Below are 21,956 nucleotides of genomic sequence, written 5' to 3'. Positions count from 1 at the left end.
GTTCTCCCCAGGCCAGGCTTGTCGCTGGCCTTGCGCTGTCGTACCATTGGTTTTGTTCTCTTTATGTTCGCAGCGATGGCGACCCCTGTCAACAATCCCGACCACGGTTTTTGTCGTGACTGCCTGACTTTTCAGCGCAGTGAAACGCGCCGTTGCGAACGCTGCGGCAGCCCTCGCCTTGCCCGCCATCCCGAGCTTTACCGGCTGCACCTCGCCCATATCGATTGCGACGCCTTCTACGCGGCCATCGAGAAGCGCGACAACCCTGCGCTCAAGGACAAGCCGCTGATCATCGGCGGCGGCAAGCGCGGTGTCGTCTCCACCGCCTGCTACATCGCTCGCATCCGCGGCGTGCGCTCCGCCATGCCGATGTTCAAGGCGCTCGAGGCCTGCCCGGAGGCGGTCGTGATCGCGCCCAACATGGAAAAGTACGTGGCCGTCGGCCGCGAGGTGCGCGCCATGATGCAGGCTTTGACACCGCTGGTCGAGCCGTTGTCGATCGATGAGGCCTTCCTCGACCTCGCCGGCACCGAGCGCCTGCACGGACTGCCACCGGCCGTGGTGCTGGCGCGCTTTTCGCTGGCGGTGGAGAAGGAGATCGGCATCACCGTTTCATCAGGCCTGTCCTATTGCAAATTCCTCGCCAAGATAGCGTCCGATTTCCGCAAACCGCGCGGCTTTTCCGTCATCGGCGAGGCGGAGGCGGTCGGCTTTCTGGCCACGCAGCCGGTGACCATGATCTGGGGCGTCGGCAAGGCGTTCAACGCCACGCTGGAACAGGATGGCATCCGCACGATCGGCCAGCTCCAGAAGATGGAGCGTGGCGACCTGATGCGCCGCTATGGGGTGATGGGCGAACGGCTCTACCGGCTTTCGCGCGGTGAGGATGTCCGCCGCGTCGACCCAGACCAGGACGCCAAGAGCGTATCGGCCGAAACCACTTTCGACACCGATATCGCCTCACTGGACGAGCTTGTCTCGGTGCTGAGGGGCCTTTCGGAAAAAGTCTCGGCGAGGCTGAAGAAATCAGGCATCGCCGGGCGCACCGTGGTGCTGAAGCTGAAGACCCAGGACTTCAGGCTGCGCACGCGCAACCGTCAGCTCGGCGACCCGACCCGGCTCGCCGACCGCATCTTTTCGACCGGCGTGGAACTTCTTCGCAAGGAGACCGACGGAACGAAATTCCGATTGCTCGGCATCGGCGTCAGCGACCTCTCCGACGACGACAAGGCCGACCCGCCGGATTTGGTCGATGTGCAGTCGCGCAAGCGCGCCATGGCCGAAGGCGCCATCGATGCGCTACGCGACAAGTTCGGCCGCAAGGCGGTGCAAACCGGCTACACCTTCGGCAAGGGCCGCGACGCCCATCCGCCGGAGCCGCTGGAAGATTGAACCCGATCAGCTGCGTCGAAGATCGATGCGGCTGGTCACCACGCTCTTGCCGGTCTTGGGATCGCGGTCGACCACGGTCAAGACTATGCCGTCCGCACCGTTTTTCTGCACGGTAAGCTGCGCGGCGCGGTCGCCATTGACCTCCTTGGCCCAGCGGATGGCGAGGTTTATCGCATTGCCGGAACGGCTTCCGTTCAACTGCGCCGGTCCGGTGCGCGATCCCACATAGACACCGCTGTATTTGGCGCCGCTGGTCTTCAGGCGAGCACTGATGGCGCGTGTCACCAGGATCAGGCCGCGGCAGTTGCCGTCGAGGGACAGCGAAGACGATGTCGCATTCGATTTGAACGTGCAGGAAACGCTGACCGTTGGCGCCTGCGTCGTCACCTGAACGGTTCCCTTGCCGGCGAAATTGCCCTTGAAGGATTGGAGAAATTTGCTCTCGTCCGCATGCGCGGCTGTGGCCGCGACGGCCAGGCACCCGGCAAGCACAAACCGCGTGAGTAATGTCATCGAAGGTCTCCTTGTGACGGGTGGAACGGCGATCGGTGATGCTCAAGCGGACATCGCGACTCAACGCGGCTTGCCATGTCAGGTTCCGCCCGCGACAGGGCTGTTTTGCAACGTCGCGCCAATATCTCTGGCCCAGTCAAATGCGGCGGCTAGTGGTTGCGGCAAAAACCCCGGCTTGCGAGATAGCTGACATGGCACCTACCCCCTCGATCCCCAAGGCCGCTTTCTGGATGGCGCTGTCGATCGCCTCGTTCCTGGCGATGTCGGTCGCCGGCCGCGCCACGACCGCCGAGCTCAACGTCTTCCAGGTGCTGGAACTGCGCTCGGTCATCGGGTTCTTCATTCTGCTGCCGCTGGTGATGATGAGCGGCGGCTTCGCGGCGATGCGCACGCAGCGGCCCGTCGCTCATATCGCCAGAAACGTCATCCACTATACCGGGCAGGCGGCATGGCTCTACGCATTGACCTTGATTCCGTTGGCCGTGCTGATTTCGATCGAATTCACCACACCGATCTGGACGGCTATCCTGGCGGTGACCTTTCTTGGTGAAAGGTTGTCCCGGCCAAAGCTTGCCGCGATCGTGCTGGGCCTGATCGGGGTGGTAATCATCGTTCGCCCCGGTGTGGGCTCGGTCGATCCGGGCCATCTCATCGTGCTCGGCGCCGCGGTTTGCTTCGGCATCTCGGTGGTCCTGGTCAAGTCGCTGACGCGGACGGACAGCGTCGTGCGCATTATCTTCTGGATGCTGATCATCCAGTCGGTGGTCGGCCTCGTTCCAGCCCTTTACGAGTGGCGCAACCCGCCGCTGGAACTGTGGCCATGGATCGTGCTGATCGCCTTCACCGGCATGTCGTCGCATTTTTGCATGGCCCGTGCGCTTGGCTATGCCGACGCCACCGTCATTTCGCCGATGGATTTCCTGCGTGTACCGTTGTCGGCGCTCATCGGCTGGCTGCTTTACAGCGAGCAGATCGACGCCTTCACCGCTGGCGGTGCATTGCTGATCCTGATGGGCAATCTGCTCAACTTGCAGCGCAAGGCAGTCAAGCCGGCAGAAGTCGCGGCGTCATAGCGTTGCCAGTCAGTTCCCTTCGTCTGGAATGTTGAGCACGTGTCCGCACGCCTTGCAGTGTACGGCGTCCGGCTCGTGACGCTGCAACCCGCATTGCGGACAGGGAAAGAACACCTTGGCCGGCCGAAAGATCGCCTGCGCCAGCCTGACGAACAGCGATATGCCGATGATCATGGTTACGATCGCCGTCAGCTTGCCGGCGATGCCCGGCAGCACGATGTCTCCGAAGCCTGTCGTCGTCACGGTCGCGACGGTGAAGTAAAGCGCGTCGATGTAGTTTTCCAGTCCGGCTCCGTTGCGAAAAAAGAACGTGTAGACGAAGCCCGTGATGACAAAGAGAAAGGTCAAAAGGTTGATCACCGCGTGGCTTGCCTCGCGCCAGGGCCGCAGGCCACGCATCTCGAAATGCCGCCAGATCGAACCGCTGCGCGACAGCGACCATAGCCGCAGGATGCGCAGAAAGCCGAGGCTCGCGAGAGCTGTCGGCATCAGCAGCGTCAGAAGGATGAAGGCATCCACCCAGAAGGTCGGCTGCTTCGTCAGGCGCAGCATGTCGTTGGAGGCGAGCAGCCTGGCAATCAGATCGGCGGCGACGAGAGCCGCCACGGCATAGTCTAGCCACAGAAACGAGGGCGACTGCTGGATGACCGGGGTGGCGATGAAAAAAGCGATGATGGCGAGGTCGATGATGACAGCCACCAGTTGGAACCGGAACGCGGCCGGCGAGCGTCCGTGATAGAGCCTGCGCAGCCTGTCGCGTAGTCGCGCCGTCGCGGAAAGGTTCTGCGATGGGCGCCTCTCCTTGGCCTTCATGCTGGCATGAGCAGCCGATGCCGGCCCGCGGGGTGCCGCCTGGTAAGCGCGCAGATCACACCAGTTCCACTTCAATCACGCCCGGCACGGCGCGCATCGCCGAGGCGATCTGCGGCGAGACGCGGTAGCCGCCTTGCAGAGCGATCTCGACCTCGCCCTGCGCCTCTTCCTTGATCACGATAATGCTCACCTGGCTCTCACCGCGCTGCGTGAGCTGGGATTGGATCATCGAGGCAGGTCCATCGTTCCTGACGAAAATGCGCAGGGCTTTCTGGATGCGGCTTGCTTCGTCCTCCAGCGATTGGACGGAGTTGATGCGCAGGCTGACGCCCTCGGGCCTGTCCTCCGCCGCGACCGTGATGACAACCGAGCGGCCGGCCTCGAGGAGGTCACGGTACTGCGCCAGCCCTTCCGAAAACAGCACCGCCTCGTACTGGCCGGAGGTGTCGGAAAAGGCCACCACGCCCATCTTGTTGCCGGTGCGCGTCTTGCGCTCCTGCTTGCTGGTAACGGTGCCGGCAAGCCGGCCGGCGGAAGCGCCGCGCTTGACGGCAGCGGAGAACTCCGCCCAGTTCTGCACCCGCATCTTCTGCAGCGCCGCCTTGTACTCGTCGAGCGGATGCGCCGAGAGATAGAAGCCGACGACCTGGAACTCGCGGTGCAGGCGGTCGGCAGCGAGCCACGGATCGGTCGCCGGCAGGTTGAGCGCCTGAGACTGTGCGCCGAGGGATGCGCCGAAGATGTCGGCCTGACCCGAAACGGCGTTCTGCTGGGCGAGCGACGCCAGCCCCATCATTCGCTCGACGCCGGCCAACATCTGGGCGCGATCGTGGCCGAAGCAGTCGAGCGCGCCAGCCATGATCAGGCTTTCGAAAACCCGTTTGCCGACGATCTTCGGGTCGACCCTCTCGCAGAAATCGGCCAGGCTCTTGAACGGCTTTTCGCCGCGAACGGCGACGATGTGCTCCACCGCGGCATCGCCGACGCCCTTCAGCGCGGCCATCGAATAATAGATCCGGTTCTCCCCGACCTCGAAGGCACGGAAACTCGTCATCACTGACGGCGCCAGGACTTCGATGCCAAGGCGCAGCGCATCCTGGCGGAAGTCGGCGAGCTTGTCGGTGTTACCCATGTCTAGCGTCATCGACGCTGCCAGGAACTCGACCGGATAATGCGCCTTGAGATAGGCGGTCTGGTAGGAGACGACAGCGTAGGCGGCCGCATGAGACTTGTTGAAACCGTAGTCGGCGAACTTTGCCAGCAGGTCGAAAATGAAGTCGGCTTGCGGCTTTGCGACGCCGCGCTCGACCGCGCCGGAGACAAAGCGTTCGCGCTGCTTGTCCATCTCGGCGCGGATCTTCTTGCCCATGGCGCGCCGCAGAAGGTCGGCTTCGCCGAGCGAATAGCCGGACAGCTCCTGCGCGATCTGCATCACCTGTTCCTGGTAGACGATGACGCCTTGCGTCTCCTTCACCAGATGGTCGATCTTGGGATGGATCGAGGCCATCTCCTCCTCGCCATGCTTTCTGGCGTTGTAGGTCGGGATGTTCTCCATCGGTCCCGGCCGGTAGAGGGCAACCAGCGCGATGATGTCCTCGATGCAGTCGGGCCGCATGCCGATCAGCGCCTTGCGCATGCCGGCACTTTCCACCTGGAACACGCCGACCACCTCGCCGCGCGACAGCATCGCATAGGTCTCGGGATCGTCGAGCGGGATGGTTGCCAGATCGATATCGATGCCGCGCCGGCGGATCAACTTGACGGCCGTCTCCAGCACCGTCAGCGTCTTCAGGCCGAGGAAGTCGAACTTCACCAACCCCGCCTGCTCGACATATTTCATGTTGAACTGGGTGACAGGCATGTCCGAGCGCGGATCGCGGTACATCGGCACCAGTTCCGACAACGGTCTGTCGCCAATGACGATGCCGGCGGCGTGCGTCGAGGCGTGGCGGTAGAGGCCCTCCAGTTTCTGCGCCATGTCGAGCAGCGTCTGCACGATCGGCTCTTTCTCAGCCTCCTCGGCAAAGCGCGGCTCGTTGGCGATGGCATCGGCGAGCTTGACCGGATTGGCCGGGTTCTGCGGCACCATTTTCGAAAGCTTGTCGACCTGGCCGTACGGCATCTGCAGCACGCGGCCGACGTCGCGCAGCACGGCGCGCGCCTGCAGCGTACCGAAAGTGATGATCTGACCGACCTGGTCGCGGCCGTATTTCTGCTGGACGTAGCGGATCACCTCTTCGCGACGGTCCTGGCAGAAATCGATGTCGAAATCGGGCATCGACACGCGGTCCGGATTGAGGAAGCGTTCGAACAGCAGTGAGAAACGCAGCGGATCGATGTCGGTGATGGTGGTCGAATAGGCAACCAGCGAACCAGCGCCCGAACCACGCCCCGGCCCGACCGGAATGCCTTGCGCCTTGGCCCATTTGATGAAGTCGGCAACGATCAGGAAGTAGCCGGGGAATTTCATTTTCTCGATGATGCCAAGCTCGAATTCGAGCCTCTCACGATACTGCTCGATCGTGTAGCCCGGTGTCGGTCCGTGCAGGGCGAGCCGTGCATCGAGCCCCTCGCGCGCCTGACGGGCCAGTTCCTCGGCCTCGGCCTTTTCGGCGGCGTCCTTGTCGGAGGCATCGCCGCCCGTGAAACGCGGCAGGATCGGACTGCGGGTTTTTGGATAGTAGGAGCAGCGCAGCGCGATCTCGACAGTGTTGTCGATGGCTTCAGGCAGGTCGGCGAACAATTTCGCCATATCGGCCTGGCTGCGCAGGAAATTGTCCGGCGACAGCCGGCGGCGGGTGTCGACGGCGACAACCGACCCCTCGGCGATGGCGATCAACGCATCATGCGCCTCATACTCGTCGCGCGACGAGAAGAACGCCTCATTGGTGGCAACCAGCGGCAATTCATGGGCATAGGCGAGATCGATCGAGGATTTCTCGATCATCCGGTCGTACCCCGAAACCCGGTCCAGCTCGACATAGAGCCGGTCGCCGAACATCGCCTTGAGCGTTACCAGCCGCGCTTCGGCAAGATCGCGGCGATCTTCCTTCAGGGCCATGCCGATCGGGCCGCGCGGCCCGCCACTAAGACAAATCAGGCCGTCACATTGGCCGTCCATCATTTCGGTGGTCAGGTGCACCGCTTCGCCGGGCGGTGTTTCAAGGTAAACGCGGCTGACCAGCCGGACGAGATTGGAATAGCCGGTTTCGGTCGCCGCGATCAGCACGACCGGCCGCATATCGGGACCTTGCCGACGACGGTCACGCTGGCCGTCGCTGTTTTCGCCGGAAAAGGCAAGCGCGATCTGGCAGCCGATGATCGGCTGGATGCCGTCCTTCACCGCCTTCTGGGCGAACTCCAAGGCGCCGAACAAATTGTTGGTGTCGGTCACCGCGATCGCTGGCGCTTCGTCCTTGACGGCATGGCCGACGATCTTGCCGAGTTGCAGCGCGCCTTCCAGCAGCGAATAGGCCGAGTGCACGCGCAGATGGACGAACGGCCGCGCCGGCACCTCCGGCCGCGCGGCCGCGATCGCGGCCTCGCGCTTCAGGGGATCGCGTGGAAGTCTCTCATCCGCCATGGTTTCTCGCGCTGTCCGTAAGACTTGAGTCGATGGAGATGTATTGTCCGGGACCGGGCGATACCAGTCCAGCACAAACGACTACCGACCCACAGGCTTCCAGCCGTTCAGGCGAATTCCATGATCACCGCGTCGACGGCAAGGCTGTCGCCCGGCTTGGCATTGAGTTTCGCCACGACGAGGTCGCGCTCGGCGCGCAGAACGTTTTCCATCTTCATCGCCTCGACCACGGCCAGCGTCTCGCCCGCCTTGACCTCCTGGCCTTCGACAACGGCGATCGACACGACGAGGCCCGGCATCGGGCAGAGCAGCAGTTTCGACGTGTCCGGCGCTATTTTCTCCGGCATCAGCCGTTCCAATTCGGCGGTGCGCGGCAGCATGGCGCGCGCGGTCACCGACATGCCTTTCCAGGCGATGCGGAGGCCATTGGCGACAGGACGGATCTGGGCGGCAACCCTGCGCTTGCCGACCGTGCCGCGCCAGATGAGATCGCCGGGCCGCCAATCGGACGAAACTGTCAGCGCCTTGCCGCCATCGATGGACAGGTCCATTTCCATCGGGATGGAAATCATGCCTTCGAGGATCGACGCCGACAAATACTCTTCGCCGATCTTCACCACCCATTCGCGCTTGAGCGCTCCCGAATGCGGCGCCAGCCGCCCGCCCAGCCGGTCGAGACGATCGCGGCGCAGCAGTTCCACCGCGGTCGCGATCGATGCCAGAACGGCTTTTTCCTCGCTGTTCGGTACGACGGGGGCAAAACCGTCGGGATATTCCTCCGCGATGAAGCCGGTCGATATCGCCCCTTCCCGCCAGCGTGGATGCTGCATCAGCGCCGCCAGGAACGGTATGTTGTGCTCGATGCCGTCGACGACAAAGCTGTCCAGCGCTTCCGACATGGCGTCGATGGCCTCGAGCCGCGTCGGCGCCCAGGTGCACAGCTTGGCCAGCATCGGATCGTAGAACATGGAGATTTCCGAGCCTTCGGTGACGCCGGTGTCGTTGCGGATGACGACCTCGCCGAAGCGGCCTTCCTCGGGTGGCCGGTAGCGTGTCAGCCGGCCGATCGACGGCAGGAAATTGCGATAGGGATCCTCGGCGTAGAGCCGGCTTTCCACCGCCCAGCCGTTCAGCTTGATGTCGCTCTGCTTGATGGCGAGCTTTTCGCCGGCGGCGACGCGGATCATCTGCTCGACCAGATCGATGCCGGTGACGAGTTCGGTCACCGGATGCTCGACCTGCAATCGTGTATTCATTTCAAGGAAATAGAAGTTCTTGTCCTTGTCGACGATGAACTCGACGGTGCCGGCGCTCTGGTAGTCGACAGCCCTGGCCAACGCCACCGACTGCTCGCCCATCGCCTTGCGCGTCTTGGCATCGAGGAAGGGCGACGGCGCCTCTTCCGCCACCTTCTGATTGCGGCGCTGGATCGAGCATTCGCGTTCGCCAAGATAGAGCGCGTTGCCATGCCCGTCGGCCAGCACCTGGATTTCGATGTGACGCGGGTCGACCACGAACTTTTCGATGAAGACACGGTCGTCGCCGAACGAACTCTTGGCTTCCGAGCGCGCCCGGTCGAATCCGTCACGTACTTCCGACTGGTCCCAGGCGATGCGCATGCCTTTGCCGCCGCCACCGGCCGAGGCCTTGATCATCACGGGATAGCCGATCTCGCCGGCGATCTTTTCGGCGTGATCGGCATTCTCGATGACGCCGAGCCAACCCGGAACCGTCGAAACCTCGGCGGCGTTGGCGAATTTCTTCGACTCGATCTTGTCGCCCATCGCCTTGATTGCCCTGGGTTTCGGCCCGATGAAGACGATGCCTTCCGCTTCCAGGGCTTCGCAGAACGCGGCTCGCTCGGACAGGAAGCCATAGCCGGGATGCACGGCCTGAGCGCCCGTCGCCTTGCAGGCCGCGATGATCTTTTCAGGAACGAGGTAGCTCTGCGCGGCAGGCGACGGCCCGATATGCACCGCCTCGTCGGCCATTTCGACATGCACGGCATCGCGATCGGCGTCGGAATAGACGGCGACCGTGGCAATGCCCATCTTGCGCGCCGTCCTGATGACGCGGCAGGCGATCTCGCCACGATTGGCGATCAGGATCTTGGTGAACATGCGGGCAGAATTCCCCTCCGGCAGATGGTTCAGTTCTATGGACTATGTCGCCAGGTCTCAAGTGCCGCAGCGGACGACATGGCGGGCGTCCCTCCCGATGCTCCGTCGCACTCCCCTGCCGAGCCGGGCTGGTTGTCGACGGTGTGCTATCTGCGTCAAGAAAGCCAAGATTTCGTCTCATCTGAGAGTTGATGAGCAGCTCAAAACCTGAAACCTTGGCTCAAAATCGCCTTTGGAGGAATTGCCCGATGAAAACCCGCGCCGCTGTCGCTGTCGCCGCCGGAAAGCCGCTGGAGATCATGGAGGTCGACCTTGATGGACCGCGCGATGGCGAGGTGCTGGTCGAGATCAAGGCGACCGGCATCTGCCACACCGACGAATTCACGCTGTCGGGCGCCGATCCCGAAGGCCTGTTTCCCGCCATCCTCGGCCATGAGGGCGCCGGCATCGTCGTCGATGTCGGGAAGGGCGTCACCTCGGTCAGGAAGGGCGACCATGTCATCCCGCTCTATACGCCCGAATGCCGGCAGTGCCCGTCGTGTTTGTCGAGGAAGACCAATCTGTGCACCGCCATCCGTGCCACCCAGGGGCAAGGGTTGATGCCGGACGGCTCGTCGCGCTTCTCGATCGGCAAGGACAAGATCTTCCACTATATGGGCTGCTCGACCTTCTCCAACTTCACCGTGCTGCCGGAGATCGCGGTGGCCAAGGTCAACCCCGACGCGCCCTTCGACAAGATCTGCTACATCGGCTGCGGGGTGACCACCGGCGTGGGTGCCGTCATCAACACGGCAAAGGTCGAGCAAGGCGCGACCGCGGTGGTCTTCGGCCTCGGCGGCATCGGCCTCAACGTCATCCAGGGCCTGAAGCTTGCCGGCGCCGACATGATCATCGGTGTCGACCTGAACAACGACAAGAAGGAATGGGGCGAGCGATTCGGCATGACGCATTTCGTCAATCCGAAGGAGATCGACGGCGACATCGTGCCCCACCTCGTCAACATGACCAAGCGCGGAGCCGACCAGATCGGCGGCGCCGACTATACATTCGACTGCACCGGCAACACCAAGGTGATGCGCCAGGCGCTGGAGGCATCGCATCGCGGCTGGGGCAAGTCGGTCGTCATCGGCGTCGCCGGCGCCGGCCAGGAGATTTCGACCCGGCCGTTCCAGCTGGTCACCGGCCGCAGCTGGATGGGCACCGCCTTCGGCGGCGCGCGCGGCCGCACCGACGTGCCGAAGATCGTCGACTGGTACATGGACGGCAAGATCCAGATCGACCCGATGATCACCCACACGCTGAAGCTCGAGGACATCAACAGGGGATTCGACCTCATGCATGAGGGCAAATCGATCCGGAGTGTCGTGGTTTACTAAAAGACAGCCACACGCCGCCGGCCATCCGGCCAGCGACCCCTGTGGTGAAACATGGGAGGAGAGAAAAAATGGCGGAGAAACTGCATCCAAAGATCGACAATGGGCTGCCCAGGGAGAGCGCCAGCTTTGCCGGCGGCACGCTGGTCTGCGCCTGCACCAGCAAGCCGGTCAAGGTGAAGGTCAAGGGCCAGATCGCCCACAACCACGCCTGCGGCTGCACCAAATGCTGGAAACCCGACGGTGCTGTATTCTCGGTGGTTGCGGTCGCCGGCACCGGCGATGTCACCGTCACAGAGAACGGCGACAAGCTCAAGGTGGTCGACCCCTCGGCGCTGATCCAGCGTCATGCCTGCACCCAATGCGGCGTCCACATGCACGGGCCGGTCGAGCGCGACCATCCGTTCAAGGGCCTGTCCTTCATCCATCCCGAGCGCTTCGAGGAAGACGGCTGGTCGCCTCCGGGCTTCACCGCCTTCGTCTCCTCGATCATCGAATCGGGTGTCGACCCAAGCCGCATGGACGGCATTCGCGGCAGGCTGAAGACGATCGGGCTGGAACCTTATGACTGCCTCAATCCGGGCCTGATGGACTATATCGCCACCTGGACGGCGAAGAAATCCGGCGCCCTGCCGGCCTGACGACCGAGAGATTTCAGACAGGGGCCGGATATGTTTCCGGCCCCTGCTCGTTTCCGGAGAGACAATGCCCGCACCCGCCATCTACGTCGACGCCGACGCCTGCCCGGTCAAGGCCGAGGTAGAAAAGGTCGCCGAACGCCATGGCGTCGTCGTCACCTATGTTTCCAATGGCGGTCTGCGTCCCTCCCGCGACCCGATGATCCGCAATGTCGTGGTCTCCAAGAGCGCCGATGCCGCCGACGACTGGATCGTCGAGAACACCAAGCCCAACGACATCGTGGTCACGGCGGACATTCCGCTTGCCGCCCGCACGGTGGCGATCGGCGCGCATGTGCTGGGACCGACCGGGCGGCCGTTCACGCCCGAGACGATCGGCATGGCGGTGGCGATGCGGGACCTCAAGCAGCATCTGCGCGAAACCGGCGAGAGCAAGGGCTACAATGCCAGCTTCGCGCCGCAGGATCGTTCCCGGTTCCTGGGTGAACTTGACCGCATCTTGCGGCGCGCGCTGAAATCCGCCACACCGGGCTAGCAACAAAGCGCCATCCAGGTGGAGACCGCCATGGCCGCCGAAACCCCGATCAAGAAACCGATGCAGCGCCACATGCTGTTCGCGGTGTCGGCCTGTATCGGTGCGTTTGCGCTGCTTGTGGCGCTGCTGCTGCACGCCCCACTCGCCTATTCGATCGGTGCCAACATATTTTTTGCCGCTTACGTCCTTCTTGTCGTCAGCCAGATGCCCAAATTCACCGGCAAGTACCTGAGCAAGAATGCACGCGCCACCGATCAGCCGGTGCTGGTGATCTTCGCGGTCACGCTCGTTGTCGTCGGCGTTGCCCTTGCCTCCCTGTTCCTGCTGATCAATCGCAAGGATGGGGATCACCCGATCGAACTCGGCTTCGCACTGCTGTCGATCCCGCTCGGCTGGTTCACCATCCATGCCATGGCTGCGCTCCACTATGCCCATGTCTACTGGATGGACGGCGACGCGGTCGACGCCGGCACCAATAAGAAGATTCCGGTCGGCGGCCTGCTGTTCCCGGGCGACAAACGCCCCGAGGGCTGGGATTTCCTCTATTTCTCGACCGTCATCGGCATGACGGCGCAGACCGCCGACACCAACATCTCGACGACGCACATGCGCTGCGTCGTGCTTGTCCACTCGGTCCTGTCGTTCTTCTTCAATACGGTCATTGTCGCCGCAGCCGTCAATCTCGCCGTCAGCCTGGGCGGTCCGTAATAAATCCGTGATCGCATGAAACATCGGTTTGGATCGCGACGTATCAAGAGGACAATGAACGCTTAGGACAAGCCGCAAGGCCGGGAGATCAGACAAGATGGAATCGGTTGCCAGAAGCCAATCCGAAATTGGACCGGGCGTCCCCGCGTCAAAAGAGAAAACATTGATCTACCGGCAGTCGCGCTGGACGCGGCTGACACACTGGCTATGGGCTATCTCGTTGTTTTTCATGCTGCTGTCCGGCCTGCAGATCTTCAATGCCCGCCCGCAGCTCTACATCGGCAAGCAATCCGGCTTCGACTACAACAACACCATTTTCGCCATAGGCGCCGAAAACACCAATGCCGGGCCGCGCGGCTACACCGAAATCTTCGGCCACCGCTTTGACACGACAGGCGTCCTCGGCTGGTCGGGCCCGGCCGGTAACGAGACGGCGCGCGGTTTCCCGTCCTGGGCGACGATCCCGTCCTACTATGACCTCGGCACCGCCCGCGTGATCCATTTCTTCTTCGCCTGGATACTGACGACGACCTTGATCGTCTGGCTCGTCGCCAGCCTGATCAACGGCCACATCCGCCGCGATCTGGCGCCTCGCCTGGATGACCTCAAACGCTTGCCCCGGGACATCGCCAACCACGCCAGGCTGAAATTCCACCACACGCGCGAATACAACACGCTGCAGAAGATGGCCTATGGCGGCGTGCTGTTCGTGCTCTTGCCACTGATGATCATCACCGGCCTTGCAATGTCGCCGAGCATGAATTCGGTGCTGCCCTTCCTCAATGAATTGACCGGTGGCCGGCAGACGGCACGCACCATCCATTTCACCGTCATGCTGCTGCTGGTCGCCTTCTTCGTCATTCACATCCTGATGATCCTCGCCGCCGGCCCGATCAACGAACTGCGCTCGATCATTACCGGCTGGTACCGCACTGATCCTCCCGTGCATGACGACAAAACGTCCGAGAGGAGTGCCTGAGATGGCGAAATTTGAGATAAGCCGCCGAAAGTTCCTCACCGCCGCCGGCCTCGGCGCGTCCGGCATCATGCTGTCGGGCTGCGACGCCTTCGACAGCCAGCTCAGCATCGGCAGCGGCCTGCGCAGCTTCCTCGAAAACGCCAATGGCCTGACCCACAAGGCACAACGGTTGCTCGGCGGCGGCAATTCGCTGGCGCCCGAATTCACCGAGGCTGATATCCGTCAGCCAATGCGGCCGAACGGCGTGACCGCGCCGGACGACGACGCTTACAAGGCCCTGCTCGCCAACAACTTCGCCGATTGGCGACTGGAGGTGTCAGGCCTCGTGGAAAAGCCGCTGTCACTCACCCGCGAGCAGCTCATGAACATGCCGAGCCGCACCCAGATCACCCGACACGATTGCGTCGAAGGCTGGAGTTGCATCGCCAAATGGACCGGCACGCCACTGGCGCTGCTGCTCGACCAGGCGGTGGTCAAGCCACAGGCCCGCTATGTCATGTTCCATTGCCTCGACACGATCGACCGCAGCCTGTCAGGCGACATCAAATATTACGGCACGATCGACCTCATCGATGCCCGCCATCCGCAAACGATCCTTGCCTACGGCCTGAACGGCAAGCCGCTGCCGGTCGAGAACGGCGCGCCGCTGCGTGTCCGCGTCGAGCGCCAGCTCGGCTACAAAATGCCGAAATATCTCTACAAGATCGAACTGGTCGATGGCTTCGCCACTATCGGCGGCGGCCGGGGCGGCTATTGGGAAGACAACGGCTATGACTGGTATGGCGGGATTTGACGGTCCCTCGCATACGGGCCGAGCACGACTTGTCCCCCATGGAATTGAGTTCGCTCGAGGATCGTCTCAACCGCGATAACCGACGTATGATCGACCGCGACGATGACCGAGGGCTGACCTTTGTCATCCGCGATGGTGCGGGACACGCGGTCGGAGTAGCCGCCGGCTATTCCTGGGCGGGCACGTCCGAACTGACTTTAATGTGGATAGACGAGGCTCACCGAGGTCGCGGCTACGCAAGGCAGTTGCTAGACGCCTTTGTCGCGGAGGCCGCCGATCGCGGTGTCAGGAAAATCTGGGTCTCCAGCCACGACTTCCAGGCACCAGATCTCTATGAAAAGGCTGGCTTCGAGCGTATGGCCGAATTCTCGGGATGGCCCGAAGGCCATTCCAATATCATTCTTTGCAAAACGATAGCAGCGGACGGCGGGGCTTAGGCAACCTTGTCGAGCAACGGCTTCAGCGCCGGATGAATTTCCGGCGAGGCATGCTTGATCAGGGTCAGCAGCGCACGCTCATTCTCGTAAAGAGGCCGGTTCACCCCGATATGTCCGACCAGCCACTTTGCCTCACAGGCATCGATCGTCTCGGCACGGCGGGCCAGCGCCTCGGCGGCCCTGTTCTTGGCCTCCCATTCGGTCTCTATGTCGTCAGGAGAGCGGTAGGCCTCGATGACACCGGCAAGACCGCCGGAGACCATGCGGCTGAAGAAGCCGCCGATTTCCGGATCGGTATGATCGAGGAAAGTTTCCTGGCGCAGCGCCACCTCGCGGGTGGGCGCCTCATAACCGGCCGAGCACATGACGAAATTGGCGATCGCCTTGACGAACAGGTCGTTCCACGACGGATCGTTATTGGCCTGGGCGGTCCGCTCGTTGATCCTGAACAGCACCTCGGCCTCGGCCTGGGTGATGGCGATGTTGCCGTCGCCACCATGGGCATGGAGGATGCGGCGCAAAAGCTCGACTTCGGCCCCGGCGATCAGTCCGGGCACCAGCGCGCCGCCGAGCATCAGCGGTCCCTTACCGTCGACGACGGCGTGGGCGACCTGCTCCAGCGCGTAGACGCAAAGCCGGCTCGGCGAGGATTTCGCCTCTTCCAGCACATGGACCAGCAATTCGAGTTCGGTCCGGCTGTCGACCATGCCGTCGCGCGAAATCGTGCGGACCAGCCAGTCGGCATTCTCCCCCGAAATGTAGCCCAAGGGCTTTTCCTGATGAACGATGTAGTCGGTGACCGCCTCGACGAAGAACGGCGCCCATTCCGCGCATTTGTCCCGCGCCGTCTGGTTGAGCGCGAACAAGGCCTCGGCTTCGCCCCGGCTCACCACGCCGTCGGCGAACACGTCGCGGCGCAGCATCACGACGTCCTCTGAAGCAATGCGGTTCTTCGAAGTCAGCCCCGCCACCGGAGCACTCATGATCAACTCGCCCATCTGTCGTCCCCGTCCGCCCCAACGCGTCACATCGGTCAGCTTTATCAGGAGTGTCTTGAAAAACCGGCAAACGGCGTGGTTAGCGAAGACTTGTCAGAACAATGTCGCTGGGAGGTGACAAGGTGTCGTCGACGGGCTATGGATGGCGCGTCGAGGGCTCAGGGTTCTGAGTCCTACCTGTTTGCGGGAGAGAGCAGCGAGAGCTGCCGCCGAAGGGGAAATCGCCCGAAATCTCTCAGGCAAAAGAACCGTGGACGGGAAAGACACTCTGGAAAGTCGGGGCTTGCCCCCGCGCCGAAGGTGTAAGCGCCGCTGACAGAGTTCCGGCTGCGCGAGTCTCTCAGGCTTCAGACAGAGGGGCACGGACTGGTCGCCATCAGCGGCCGATTGCGTGCGACTCTGGAGGCGACATGACGGGCGACGACGACAAACACCTTCCCCTCGAAGATATTCATGCGGCTGCCGGAGCGCGCTTCGGCGCCTTTGCCGGCTGGTCGATGCCGCTGACCTATCCGGCCGGCGTCATGAAAGAGCATCTTCACACCCGCGAGCATGCGGGGTTGTTCGACATCTCGCATATGAAACTGTTCGAGGTCAGTGGCCCGGAAGCGGTTGCGCTGTTGAACCGCGCCTGCCCGCTGGACGCCGGCGCGCTCGAAATCTCGCAGTCAAAGCTATCCTTTTTCCTGAACGAAGCAGGCGGCATTCTCGACGACCTGATCGTCACCCGGCTCGGCGACACCAGGTTCATGGTGGTCGCCAATGCCGGCAATGCCGTCGCCGACGAAAAGCATTTGCGCGCCCTGGCGACCGATTTCGAGGTGAAGGTCGAGCCGCTCGACCGCGTCTTCCTGGCGATCCAGGGTCCCGAAGCCTGGGCTGCACTCTCCCGCGCCGGCATCGAGACCGGCTCGCTGCTGTTCATGCATGGGGTCGAGCCGCGAAAAAACTGGTTCATGAGCCGGTCCGGCTACACCGGCGAGGACGGTTTCGAGATCGGCCTGCCGGAAGCCGATGCGCGTGACCTTGTCACCAAGCTGCTGGAGGATGAACGCGTGCTTTGGATCGGCCTTGCCGCGCGCGACAGCCTGCGGCTGGAGGCCGGCCTCTGCCTGCACGGCCAGGACATCACGCCCGAGACCGACCCGGCCGCGGCGGCGCTGATGTGGGCGATCCCGAAAGAAATCCGTGCCTCCGGCACCTTCATTGGCGCCGACGCCTTGCGCGCCGCCGTGGAACGTGGTCCGGCGCAGAAGCGCGTCGGGCTGAAACCGGAGGGTCGCCAGCCGGTGCGCGCCGGTGCCGCGCTGTTCGAAACCGACGGCAATCCTGCCGGCCATGTCACATCGGGCGGCTTCGGCCCTTCCGCCGGCCATCCGGTCGCCATGGGTTATGTCTCCACGCCGCTGGCAAAGCCCGGAACGCGGATTTTCGCCGACGTGCGCGGCACGAAGATCCCAGTCGATGTCAGTTCTCTGCCCTTCACCCCTCATCGCTACCGCAAAGGATGAATTCCATGGCAACAACCTATTTCACATCGGATCACGAGTGGCTCAGCGTTGAGGGCGGCATCGCCACCGTCGGCATCACCGACTACGCGCAGGAGCAGCTCGGCGACCTCGTCTTCGTGGAACTGCCGGAAACGGGAAAGAAGCTCGCCAAGGGCGACACCGCCGTCGTGGTCGAATCCGTCAAGGCAGCCTCGGACGTTTATGCGCCGGTCGATGGCGAGATCACCGAAGCCAATGGCACGCTGTCGTCCGACCCCTCGCTGGTCAACTCGGCGGCAACCGGGGCCGGATGGCTGTGGAAGATGAAGCTCGCCGACGAAAGTCAGCTCGCCAGCCTCATGGATGAGGCCGCCTACAAAGCCCATATCGCCTGACATCGGGAACTTATCGACATGACCGCTGCTCCCTACCCCTTCTCGGCCCGCCACATTGGACCCGGCCTTGCCGACGTCAGAGCCATGCTCACCGTCATCGGTGTTCCCTCGGTCGAGACACTGATCAGCCAGGCCGTGCCGAGATCGATCCGCCTCGACCAGCCGCTGGACCTCCCCGCGCCGGCCAGCGAAGCCGAAGCTCTCGCCGAATTGTCGGTGACCATGGCGAGGAATACGGTGCTGAAAAGCTTTATCGGCGCCGGTTACCACGGCGTCCACGTGCCGCCGGTCATCCAGCGCAATCTGTTCGAGAATCCGGCCTGGTACACCGCCTACACGCCCTATCAGGCCGAGATCAGCCAGGGCCGGCTCGAAATGCTGTTCAACTTCCAGACGCTGGTCACCGAACTGACCGGCCTGCCGGTGGCATCGGCTTCACTGCTCGACGAGGCGACCGCCGTCGCCGAAGCGGTCGGCATTGCGCTGCGCCACCACCGCGACAAGCGCACCAAGGTGGCGCTTGCGGGCACGCCGCACCCGCAGACGCTGGACGTCGTTCGCACCCGCGCCGAGCCGCTCGGCATCGAGATCGACGGCGAGACGATCGACGACAACACCGCCGCCCTGCTCGTCTCCTGGCCGGACACCTTCGGCGTCTATGGCGACCACAAGGCGGCGATCGAAAAAGCGCGCGCCACTGGCGCCATTGTCGTCTTCATCGCCGACCCCCTTGGTCTGACGCTGACCGACGCGCCGGCGAAACTCGGCGCCGACATCGCGGTCGGCCCGATGCAGCGCTTTGGCGTGCCGATGGGCTTTGGCGGCCCGCATGCGGCCTATTGCGCGGTCTCCGACAAGCTGACGCGGCTGATGCCCGGTCGCCTGGTCGGTCAGTCGACCGACAGCAAGGGCCGCCCCGGCTACCGCCTCGCCCTGCAGACGCGCGAGCAGCATATCCGCCGCGACAAGGCGACGTCCAATATCTGCACCGCACAGGCCCTGCTTGCCAACATGGCCACCGCCTACGCCATCTGGCACGGCCCGGTCGGCCTGCAGGCGATCGCCGGGCGCATACACGCGCTGGCCAACCGCTTGGCAAGCGGCCTCGAGGCGGCGGGCGTATCGGTGCTCGGCTCCAGCCGCTTCGACACGGTGACGGTGGAGACCAACGGCAAGGCGGCCCAGATCGCGGTCGCCGCCGAAAAGACCGGCCGGCTGCTGCGTGTGCTCGATGCCGACCATGTCGGCATCAGTTTCGACGAGACCTCGACCGACACCGATCTCGACGCGATCGCGGCCTTGTTCGATGCCAAGGCTGCCGCTTCCGCCGACAGCACGGTGCCCGGCAAGCCGCGTGGCAAGGAGTTTTTGACCCAGCCGGTCTTTCACGAGAACAAGTCGGAAACCGAGATGATGCGCTTTCTGCGCCGGTTGGCCGACAAGGACCTGGCGCTCGACCGCGCCATGATCCCGCTGGGCTCCTGCACCATGAAGCTCAACGCCGCGGCGGAAATGATGCCGGTGAGTTGGCCAAGCATCGCCAATTTGCATCCCTTCGCGCCGGCAAGCCATTCGGCCGGCTACCGCGCCATGATCGGCGAACTGGAAGGCTGGCTGTCGGAGATCACCGGTTTCGACGCCGTGACCTTGCAGCCCAATGCCGGCAGCCAGGGCGAATATGCCGGGCTGCTCGCCATTCGCGCCTATCACCGCTCGCGCGGCGAGGGCCATCGTACCGTCTGCCTGATCCCGTCTTCCGCGCATGGCACCAATCCGGCGAGTGCCGCGATGGCCGGCATGAGCGTCGTCGTCGTGCGCTGCCTGGAAGACGGCAACATCGACATGGACGATATGCGCGCCAAGGCCAACGAGCATTCCAAGAATCTCGCGGCGCTGATGTTCACCTATCCCTCCACCCATGGCGTCTACGAGGAAGGCGCGCGCCACCTCTGCGCCCTCATCCATGAGCATGGCGGCCAGGTCTATTTCGATGGCGCCAACCTCAACGCGCTGGTCGGCCTTGCTCGGCCAGGCGACATCGGCGCCGACGTCTGTCACATGAACCTGCACAAGACCTTCTGCATCCCGCATGGCGGCGGCGGCCCGGGTGTCGGTCCGATCGGTGTCAGGGCTCATCTGAAGCCCTATCTGCCCGGCCATGTCAGCGAAGGCTCGGCTCATGCCGTGGCCGCCGCTCCCTTCGGCAGCGCTTCCATCCTGCCGATCACCTGGATGTACATCCGCATGATGGGCGCTTCCGGCCTGAAGCAGGCGACCGAGACGGCGATCGTTTCGGCCAACTATGTGGCGACGCGGCTCGCCCCGCATTTCCCGCTGCTTTACAAGGGCAGGAGCGATCGCGTCGCCCACGAATGCATCCTCGACACTCGCGTGCTCAAGGAGAGCGCCGGCATCAGTGTCGAGGACATCGCCAAGCGCCTGATCGATTATGGTTTCCACGCGCCGACGATGTCGTTTCCGGTCGCCGGCACGCTGATGGTGGAGCCGACCGAGTCCGAACCCAAGCGCGAGTTGGATCGCTTCTGCGAGGCCATGATCGCCATTGCCGGCGAAGCGGCGAAAGTGGCCAAAGGCGAATGGCCCTTGGCCGACAATCCGCTGGTCAACGCACCGCACACATCGGCCGAGGCGCTGGCCGGTCAATGGACCCATCCGTATTCGCGTCTGGAGGCGGCCTATCCCGCCGGCGATGCCGACACGGCGACGAAGTACTGGCCGCCGGTGTCGCGCATCGACAATGTCGCCGGCGACCGTAATCTGGTCTGCTCCTGCCCGCCGCTGTCGGATTACCTGGGCGCGGCCGAATAGCTACGCGGAACGCAAGGCCGGCTCGACCGCGTCGGCCCTGCCCGTCTTTTTGCGGCCGATGACGCAATTTCGCCCCGCACGCTTGGCGGCATAGAGCGTGGCGTCGGCCCTGGCCAGCACCTCATCGAGGGTGCTGCCGTCGGCCTCGCCGAAGCCAATCCCGCCGCTGACCGTGCTGCGCAAGGGCCCGAGGGCGGTGGGCACGACTTCCGTGCCGAAAGCGACGCCGATCTTGCTGGCGAGGTCATAGGCCCGCTCTTCCGTCACGCGCGACATGACGATTGCGAACTCCTCGCCGCCCAGGCGAAAGGCGTCGACCCCGGTTCTGGCATATCTCCTGATGACGGCGGCGAAGCGGCACAGGACCTGGTCCCCGACCGGGTGTCCATAGATGTCGTTCGTCCGCTTGAAATGATCGAGATCGAACATGACGATCGCCATGAACGGGCCGAAGGTGCGCTCGCCATAAAGCGACGCTAGCCCCCGACGGTTCATCAGTCCGGTCAACGGGTCGGTCATGGTCTCGGCCTTGAGCTCGATCTGCGCCTGCAGATGGTGGAGCGAAAGCGTCAACGCGCCAAGGCCTGTCATACAGGCCACCGCCACGACCGAGTTAAGGCGTTCGGCCCAATTGTCGGGCGCGACGCCGAGCGTCCACTGGCCTTTGGCCATCAGAACCACGCCGCAAAGGGCAAACGACAGCGCACAGGTGCCGCTCAGGACCGATACCACCAGGAGAATACGGCGATCGTGACTGCCATTGATCCAGAACATGGCCCCGATCGTCGAGAGCAGCGCGGTAACCGTCGCGTAGGTGATCACGAAGCCGACCCCGTCAAGGCCCATGAAAGTCACGGCCGCGCAGACAGCCATGGCGGCAAATGTCGGCGCGATCGCACGCCTGTGCTCGCGCACGCCGAGATACTGCATGGCCGAAATGCAGATGATGAGAAAACCCAGGCTGAGTAGCGCCAGCGCGATCTGGCAAAGCAGCGGATCGGGCTCCCTGGTATAGCGCCAGAACAGGATCACATGCGCGACGAGCACGATAATGCCGCACGCCACTGTCAGCACGAAGCCCGCCCGCGGCGCCGTGAGCCAGATCGCAACCATGGTAGCGGCTAGACAGGTACCCGACAGCGCGGCTGCGAGCAGGAGCGAACTGAAATCCAGCATATCGGGCGGAGGCCTCTCGAGCGTCGGCGGTTGCGCCGCATTCTAGGTCAGCGGCAGCCCTCGGATATGATTTTCGGGCGATCTCTCGGCCCAAGCTGCGGATAGGGTTTA

The 21,956-nt window shown here is 63.4% G+C and carries 18 protein-coding genes and 1 riboswitch; of the genes, 12 read left to right on the top strand and 6 right to left on the bottom strand.

The window, feature by feature from the left end:
• The first annotated feature begins 63 nt into the window (after positions 1-63).
• Positions 64-1,392 carry a DNA polymerase IV gene (locus tag FJ954_RS09480; RefSeq protein WP_041163442.1) on the top strand — a complete coding sequence of 443 codons (1,329 nt, stop codon included), beginning with the start codon at positions 64-66 and terminating at the stop codon, positions 1,390-1,392.
• A 6-nt stretch (positions 1,393-1,398) separates the two neighbouring features.
• On the opposite strand, the gene FJ954_RS09475 is transcribed toward FJ954_RS09480, so the two are convergent.
• A complete protein-coding gene (locus FJ954_RS09475; RefSeq protein ID WP_015317615.1) occupies positions 1,399-1,905 on the bottom strand; it encodes a hypothetical protein in 507 nt (168 codons plus the stop codon).
• Positions 1,906-2,096: 191 nt separating this feature from the next.
• Here FJ954_RS09475 and FJ954_RS09470 point away from each other — a divergent pair, with 191 nt between their 5' ends.
• The gene (locus FJ954_RS09470; RefSeq protein WP_140661175.1) at positions 2,097-2,978 is read left to right on the top strand and encodes a DMT family transporter; all 882 of its coding nucleotides are present in this window, start codon (positions 2,097-2,099) and stop codon (positions 2,976-2,978) included.
• A 9-nt stretch (positions 2,979-2,987) separates the two neighbouring features.
• Here the strand turns inward: FJ954_RS09470 and FJ954_RS09465 are convergent, their stop codons facing one another.
• From FJ954_RS09465 to FJ954_RS09455, 3 genes are all read right to left on the bottom strand, one after another.
• Complete coding sequence (locus tag FJ954_RS09465; RefSeq protein WP_140661174.1) at positions 2,988-3,791, bottom strand: potassium channel family protein; 804 nt, start codon at positions 3,789-3,791, stop codon at positions 2,988-2,990.
• Between the two features lie 55 nt (positions 3,792-3,846).
• A complete protein-coding gene (gene dnaE / locus FJ954_RS09460; RefSeq protein WP_140661173.1) occupies positions 3,847-7,374 on the bottom strand; it encodes a DNA polymerase III subunit alpha in 3,528 nt (1,175 codons plus the stop codon).
• Positions 7,375-7,481: 107 nt separating this feature from the next.
• A complete protein-coding gene (locus tag FJ954_RS09455) occupies positions 7,482-9,494 on the bottom strand; it encodes an acetyl/propionyl/methylcrotonyl-CoA carboxylase subunit alpha (RefSeq protein WP_140661172.1) in 2,013 nt (670 codons plus the stop codon).
• 248 nt (positions 9,495-9,742) lie between these two features.
• On the opposite strand from FJ954_RS09455, the gene FJ954_RS09450 reads away from it, so the two are divergent.
• From FJ954_RS09450 to FJ954_RS09420, 7 genes are all read left to right on the top strand, one after another.
• Positions 9,743-10,870, top strand: coding sequence for an S-(hydroxymethyl)glutathione dehydrogenase/class III alcohol dehydrogenase (locus tag FJ954_RS09450; RefSeq protein ID WP_140661171.1), 1,128 nt, complete (start codon positions 9,743-9,745; stop codon positions 10,868-10,870).
• A gap of 68 nt (positions 10,871-10,938) precedes the next feature.
• Positions 10,939-11,508, top strand: a complete 570-nt coding sequence (gene gfa / locus FJ954_RS09445) for an S-(hydroxymethyl)glutathione synthase (protein ID WP_140661170.1) — start codon at positions 10,939-10,941, stop codon at positions 11,506-11,508.
• A 64-nt stretch (positions 11,509-11,572) separates the two neighbouring features.
• Positions 11,573-12,040 (top strand): YaiI/YqxD family protein, encoded by a 468-nt coding sequence (locus FJ954_RS09440; protein ID WP_140616173.1) that lies wholly within the window; start codon positions 11,573-11,575, stop codon positions 12,038-12,040.
• Between the two features lie 30 nt (positions 12,041-12,070).
• Positions 12,071-12,748, top strand: a complete 678-nt coding sequence (locus FJ954_RS09435; protein ID WP_140661169.1) for a DUF1345 domain-containing protein — start codon at positions 12,071-12,073, stop codon at positions 12,746-12,748.
• Positions 12,749-12,845: 97 nt separating this feature from the next.
• Positions 12,846-13,727 carry a cytochrome b/b6 domain-containing protein gene (locus tag FJ954_RS09430; protein ID WP_140661168.1) on the top strand — a complete coding sequence of 294 codons (882 nt, stop codon included), beginning with the start codon at positions 12,846-12,848 and terminating at the stop codon, positions 13,725-13,727.
• 1 nt (position 13,728) lies between these two features.
• Positions 13,729-14,520 carry a molybdopterin-binding protein gene (locus FJ954_RS09425; protein WP_140616171.1) on the top strand — a complete coding sequence of 264 codons (792 nt, stop codon included), beginning with the start codon at positions 13,729-13,731 and terminating at the stop codon, positions 14,518-14,520.
• Between the two features lie 38 nt (positions 14,521-14,558).
• Positions 14,559-14,957: a GNAT family N-acetyltransferase gene (locus FJ954_RS09420; protein WP_015317605.1), complete on the top strand. Its 399-nt coding sequence runs from the start codon at positions 14,559-14,561 to the stop codon at positions 14,955-14,957.
• Here FJ954_RS09420 and FJ954_RS09415 read toward each other — a convergent pair.
• A complete protein-coding gene (locus FJ954_RS09415; protein WP_140661167.1) occupies positions 14,954-15,955 on the bottom strand; it encodes a hypothetical protein in 1,002 nt (333 codons plus the stop codon). The genes FJ954_RS09420 and FJ954_RS09415 overlap by 4 nt on opposite strands.
• Before the next feature lie 174 nt (positions 15,956-16,129).
• A riboswitch (glycine riboswitch) is annotated at positions 16,130-16,216 on the top strand.
• Positions 16,217-16,365: 149 nt separating this feature from the next.
• Between FJ954_RS09415 and gcvT the strand changes: the two genes are divergently transcribed.
• From gcvT to gcvP, 3 genes are read left to right on the top strand one after another with little or no spacing between them, the layout of a single operon-like run.
• A complete protein-coding gene (gcvT, locus tag FJ954_RS09410) occupies positions 16,366-17,466 on the top strand; it encodes a glycine cleavage system aminomethyltransferase GcvT (RefSeq protein ID WP_140661166.1) in 1,101 nt (366 codons plus the stop codon).
• A 5-nt stretch (positions 17,467-17,471) separates the two neighbouring features.
• A complete protein-coding gene (gene gcvH, locus FJ954_RS09405) occupies positions 17,472-17,840 on the top strand; it encodes a glycine cleavage system protein GcvH (RefSeq protein ID WP_015317602.1) in 369 nt (122 codons plus the stop codon).
• An 18-nt stretch (positions 17,841-17,858) separates the two neighbouring features.
• Entirely contained in the window at positions 17,859-20,669 is a 2,811-nt protein-coding gene (gene gcvP, locus FJ954_RS09400; RefSeq protein ID WP_140661165.1) for an aminomethyl-transferring glycine dehydrogenase, read from the top strand.
• Here gcvP and FJ954_RS09395 read toward each other — a convergent pair whose 3' ends face one another.
• Positions 20,670-21,845: a GGDEF domain-containing protein gene (locus FJ954_RS09395; protein WP_140661164.1), complete on the bottom strand. Its 1,176-nt coding sequence runs from the start codon at positions 21,843-21,845 to the stop codon at positions 20,670-20,672.
• Between the last annotated feature and the right edge of the window lie 111 nt (positions 21,846-21,956).

The sequence above is a fragment of the Mesorhizobium sp. B2-3-15 genome (assembly GCF_006442875.1).
Taxonomy (GTDB): domain Bacteria; phylum Pseudomonadota; class Alphaproteobacteria; order Rhizobiales; family Rhizobiaceae; genus Mesorhizobium; species Mesorhizobium australicum.
Note: the sequence above shows the minus strand (reverse complement) of the source record. Positions and strands in the feature narration are given on the sequence as shown.

Coding starts and splice junctions, on each gene's coding strand:
- dnaE (WP_140661173.1), bottom strand. CDS start 7,374: ATGGCGGATGAGAGACTTCCACGCGATCCCCTGAAGCGCGAGGCCGCG.
- FJ954_RS09420 (WP_015317605.1), top strand. CDS start 14,559: ATGGAATTGAGTTCGCTCGAGGATCGTCTCAACCGCGATAACCGACGT.
- FJ954_RS09425 (WP_140616171.1), top strand. CDS start 13,729: ATGGCGAAATTTGAGATAAGCCGCCGAAAGTTCCTCACCGCCGCCGGC.
- FJ954_RS09440 (WP_140616173.1), top strand. CDS start 11,573: ATGCCCGCACCCGCCATCTACGTCGACGCCGACGCCTGCCCGGTCAAG.
- FJ954_RS09480 (WP_041163442.1), top strand. CDS start 64: ATGTTCGCAGCGATGGCGACCCCTGTCAACAATCCCGACCACGGTTTT.
- FJ954_RS09435 (WP_140661169.1), top strand. CDS start 12,071: ATGGCCGCCGAAACCCCGATCAAGAAACCGATGCAGCGCCACATGCTG.
- FJ954_RS09395 (WP_140661164.1), bottom strand. CDS start 21,845: ATGCTGGATTTCAGTTCGCTCCTGCTCGCAGCCGCGCTGTCGGGTACC.
- FJ954_RS09470 (WP_140661175.1), top strand. CDS start 2,097: ATGGCACCTACCCCCTCGATCCCCAAGGCCGCTTTCTGGATGGCGCTG.
- FJ954_RS09455 (WP_140661172.1), bottom strand. CDS start 9,494: ATGTTCACCAAGATCCTGATCGCCAATCGTGGCGAGATCGCCTGCCGC.
- FJ954_RS09450 (WP_140661171.1), top strand. CDS start 9,743: ATGAAAACCCGCGCCGCTGTCGCTGTCGCCGCCGGAAAGCCGCTGGAG.
- FJ954_RS09475 (WP_015317615.1), bottom strand. CDS start 1,905: ATGACATTACTCACGCGGTTTGTGCTTGCCGGGTGCCTGGCCGTCGCG.
- gcvP (WP_140661165.1), top strand. CDS start 17,859: ATGACCGCTGCTCCCTACCCCTTCTCGGCCCGCCACATTGGACCCGGC.
- FJ954_RS09430 (WP_140661168.1), top strand. CDS start 12,846: ATGGAATCGGTTGCCAGAAGCCAATCCGAAATTGGACCGGGCGTCCCC.
- FJ954_RS09465 (WP_140661174.1), bottom strand. CDS start 3,791: ATGAAGGCCAAGGAGAGGCGCCCATCGCAGAACCTTTCCGCGACGGCG.
- gcvT (WP_140661166.1), top strand. CDS start 16,366: ATGACGGGCGACGACGACAAACACCTTCCCCTCGAAGATATTCATGCG.
- gcvH (WP_015317602.1), top strand. CDS start 17,472: ATGGCAACAACCTATTTCACATCGGATCACGAGTGGCTCAGCGTTGAG.
- FJ954_RS09415 (WP_140661167.1), bottom strand. CDS start 15,955: ATGGGCGAGTTGATCATGAGTGCTCCGGTGGCGGGGCTGACTTCGAAG.
- gfa (WP_140661170.1), top strand. CDS start 10,939: ATGGCGGAGAAACTGCATCCAAAGATCGACAATGGGCTGCCCAGGGAG.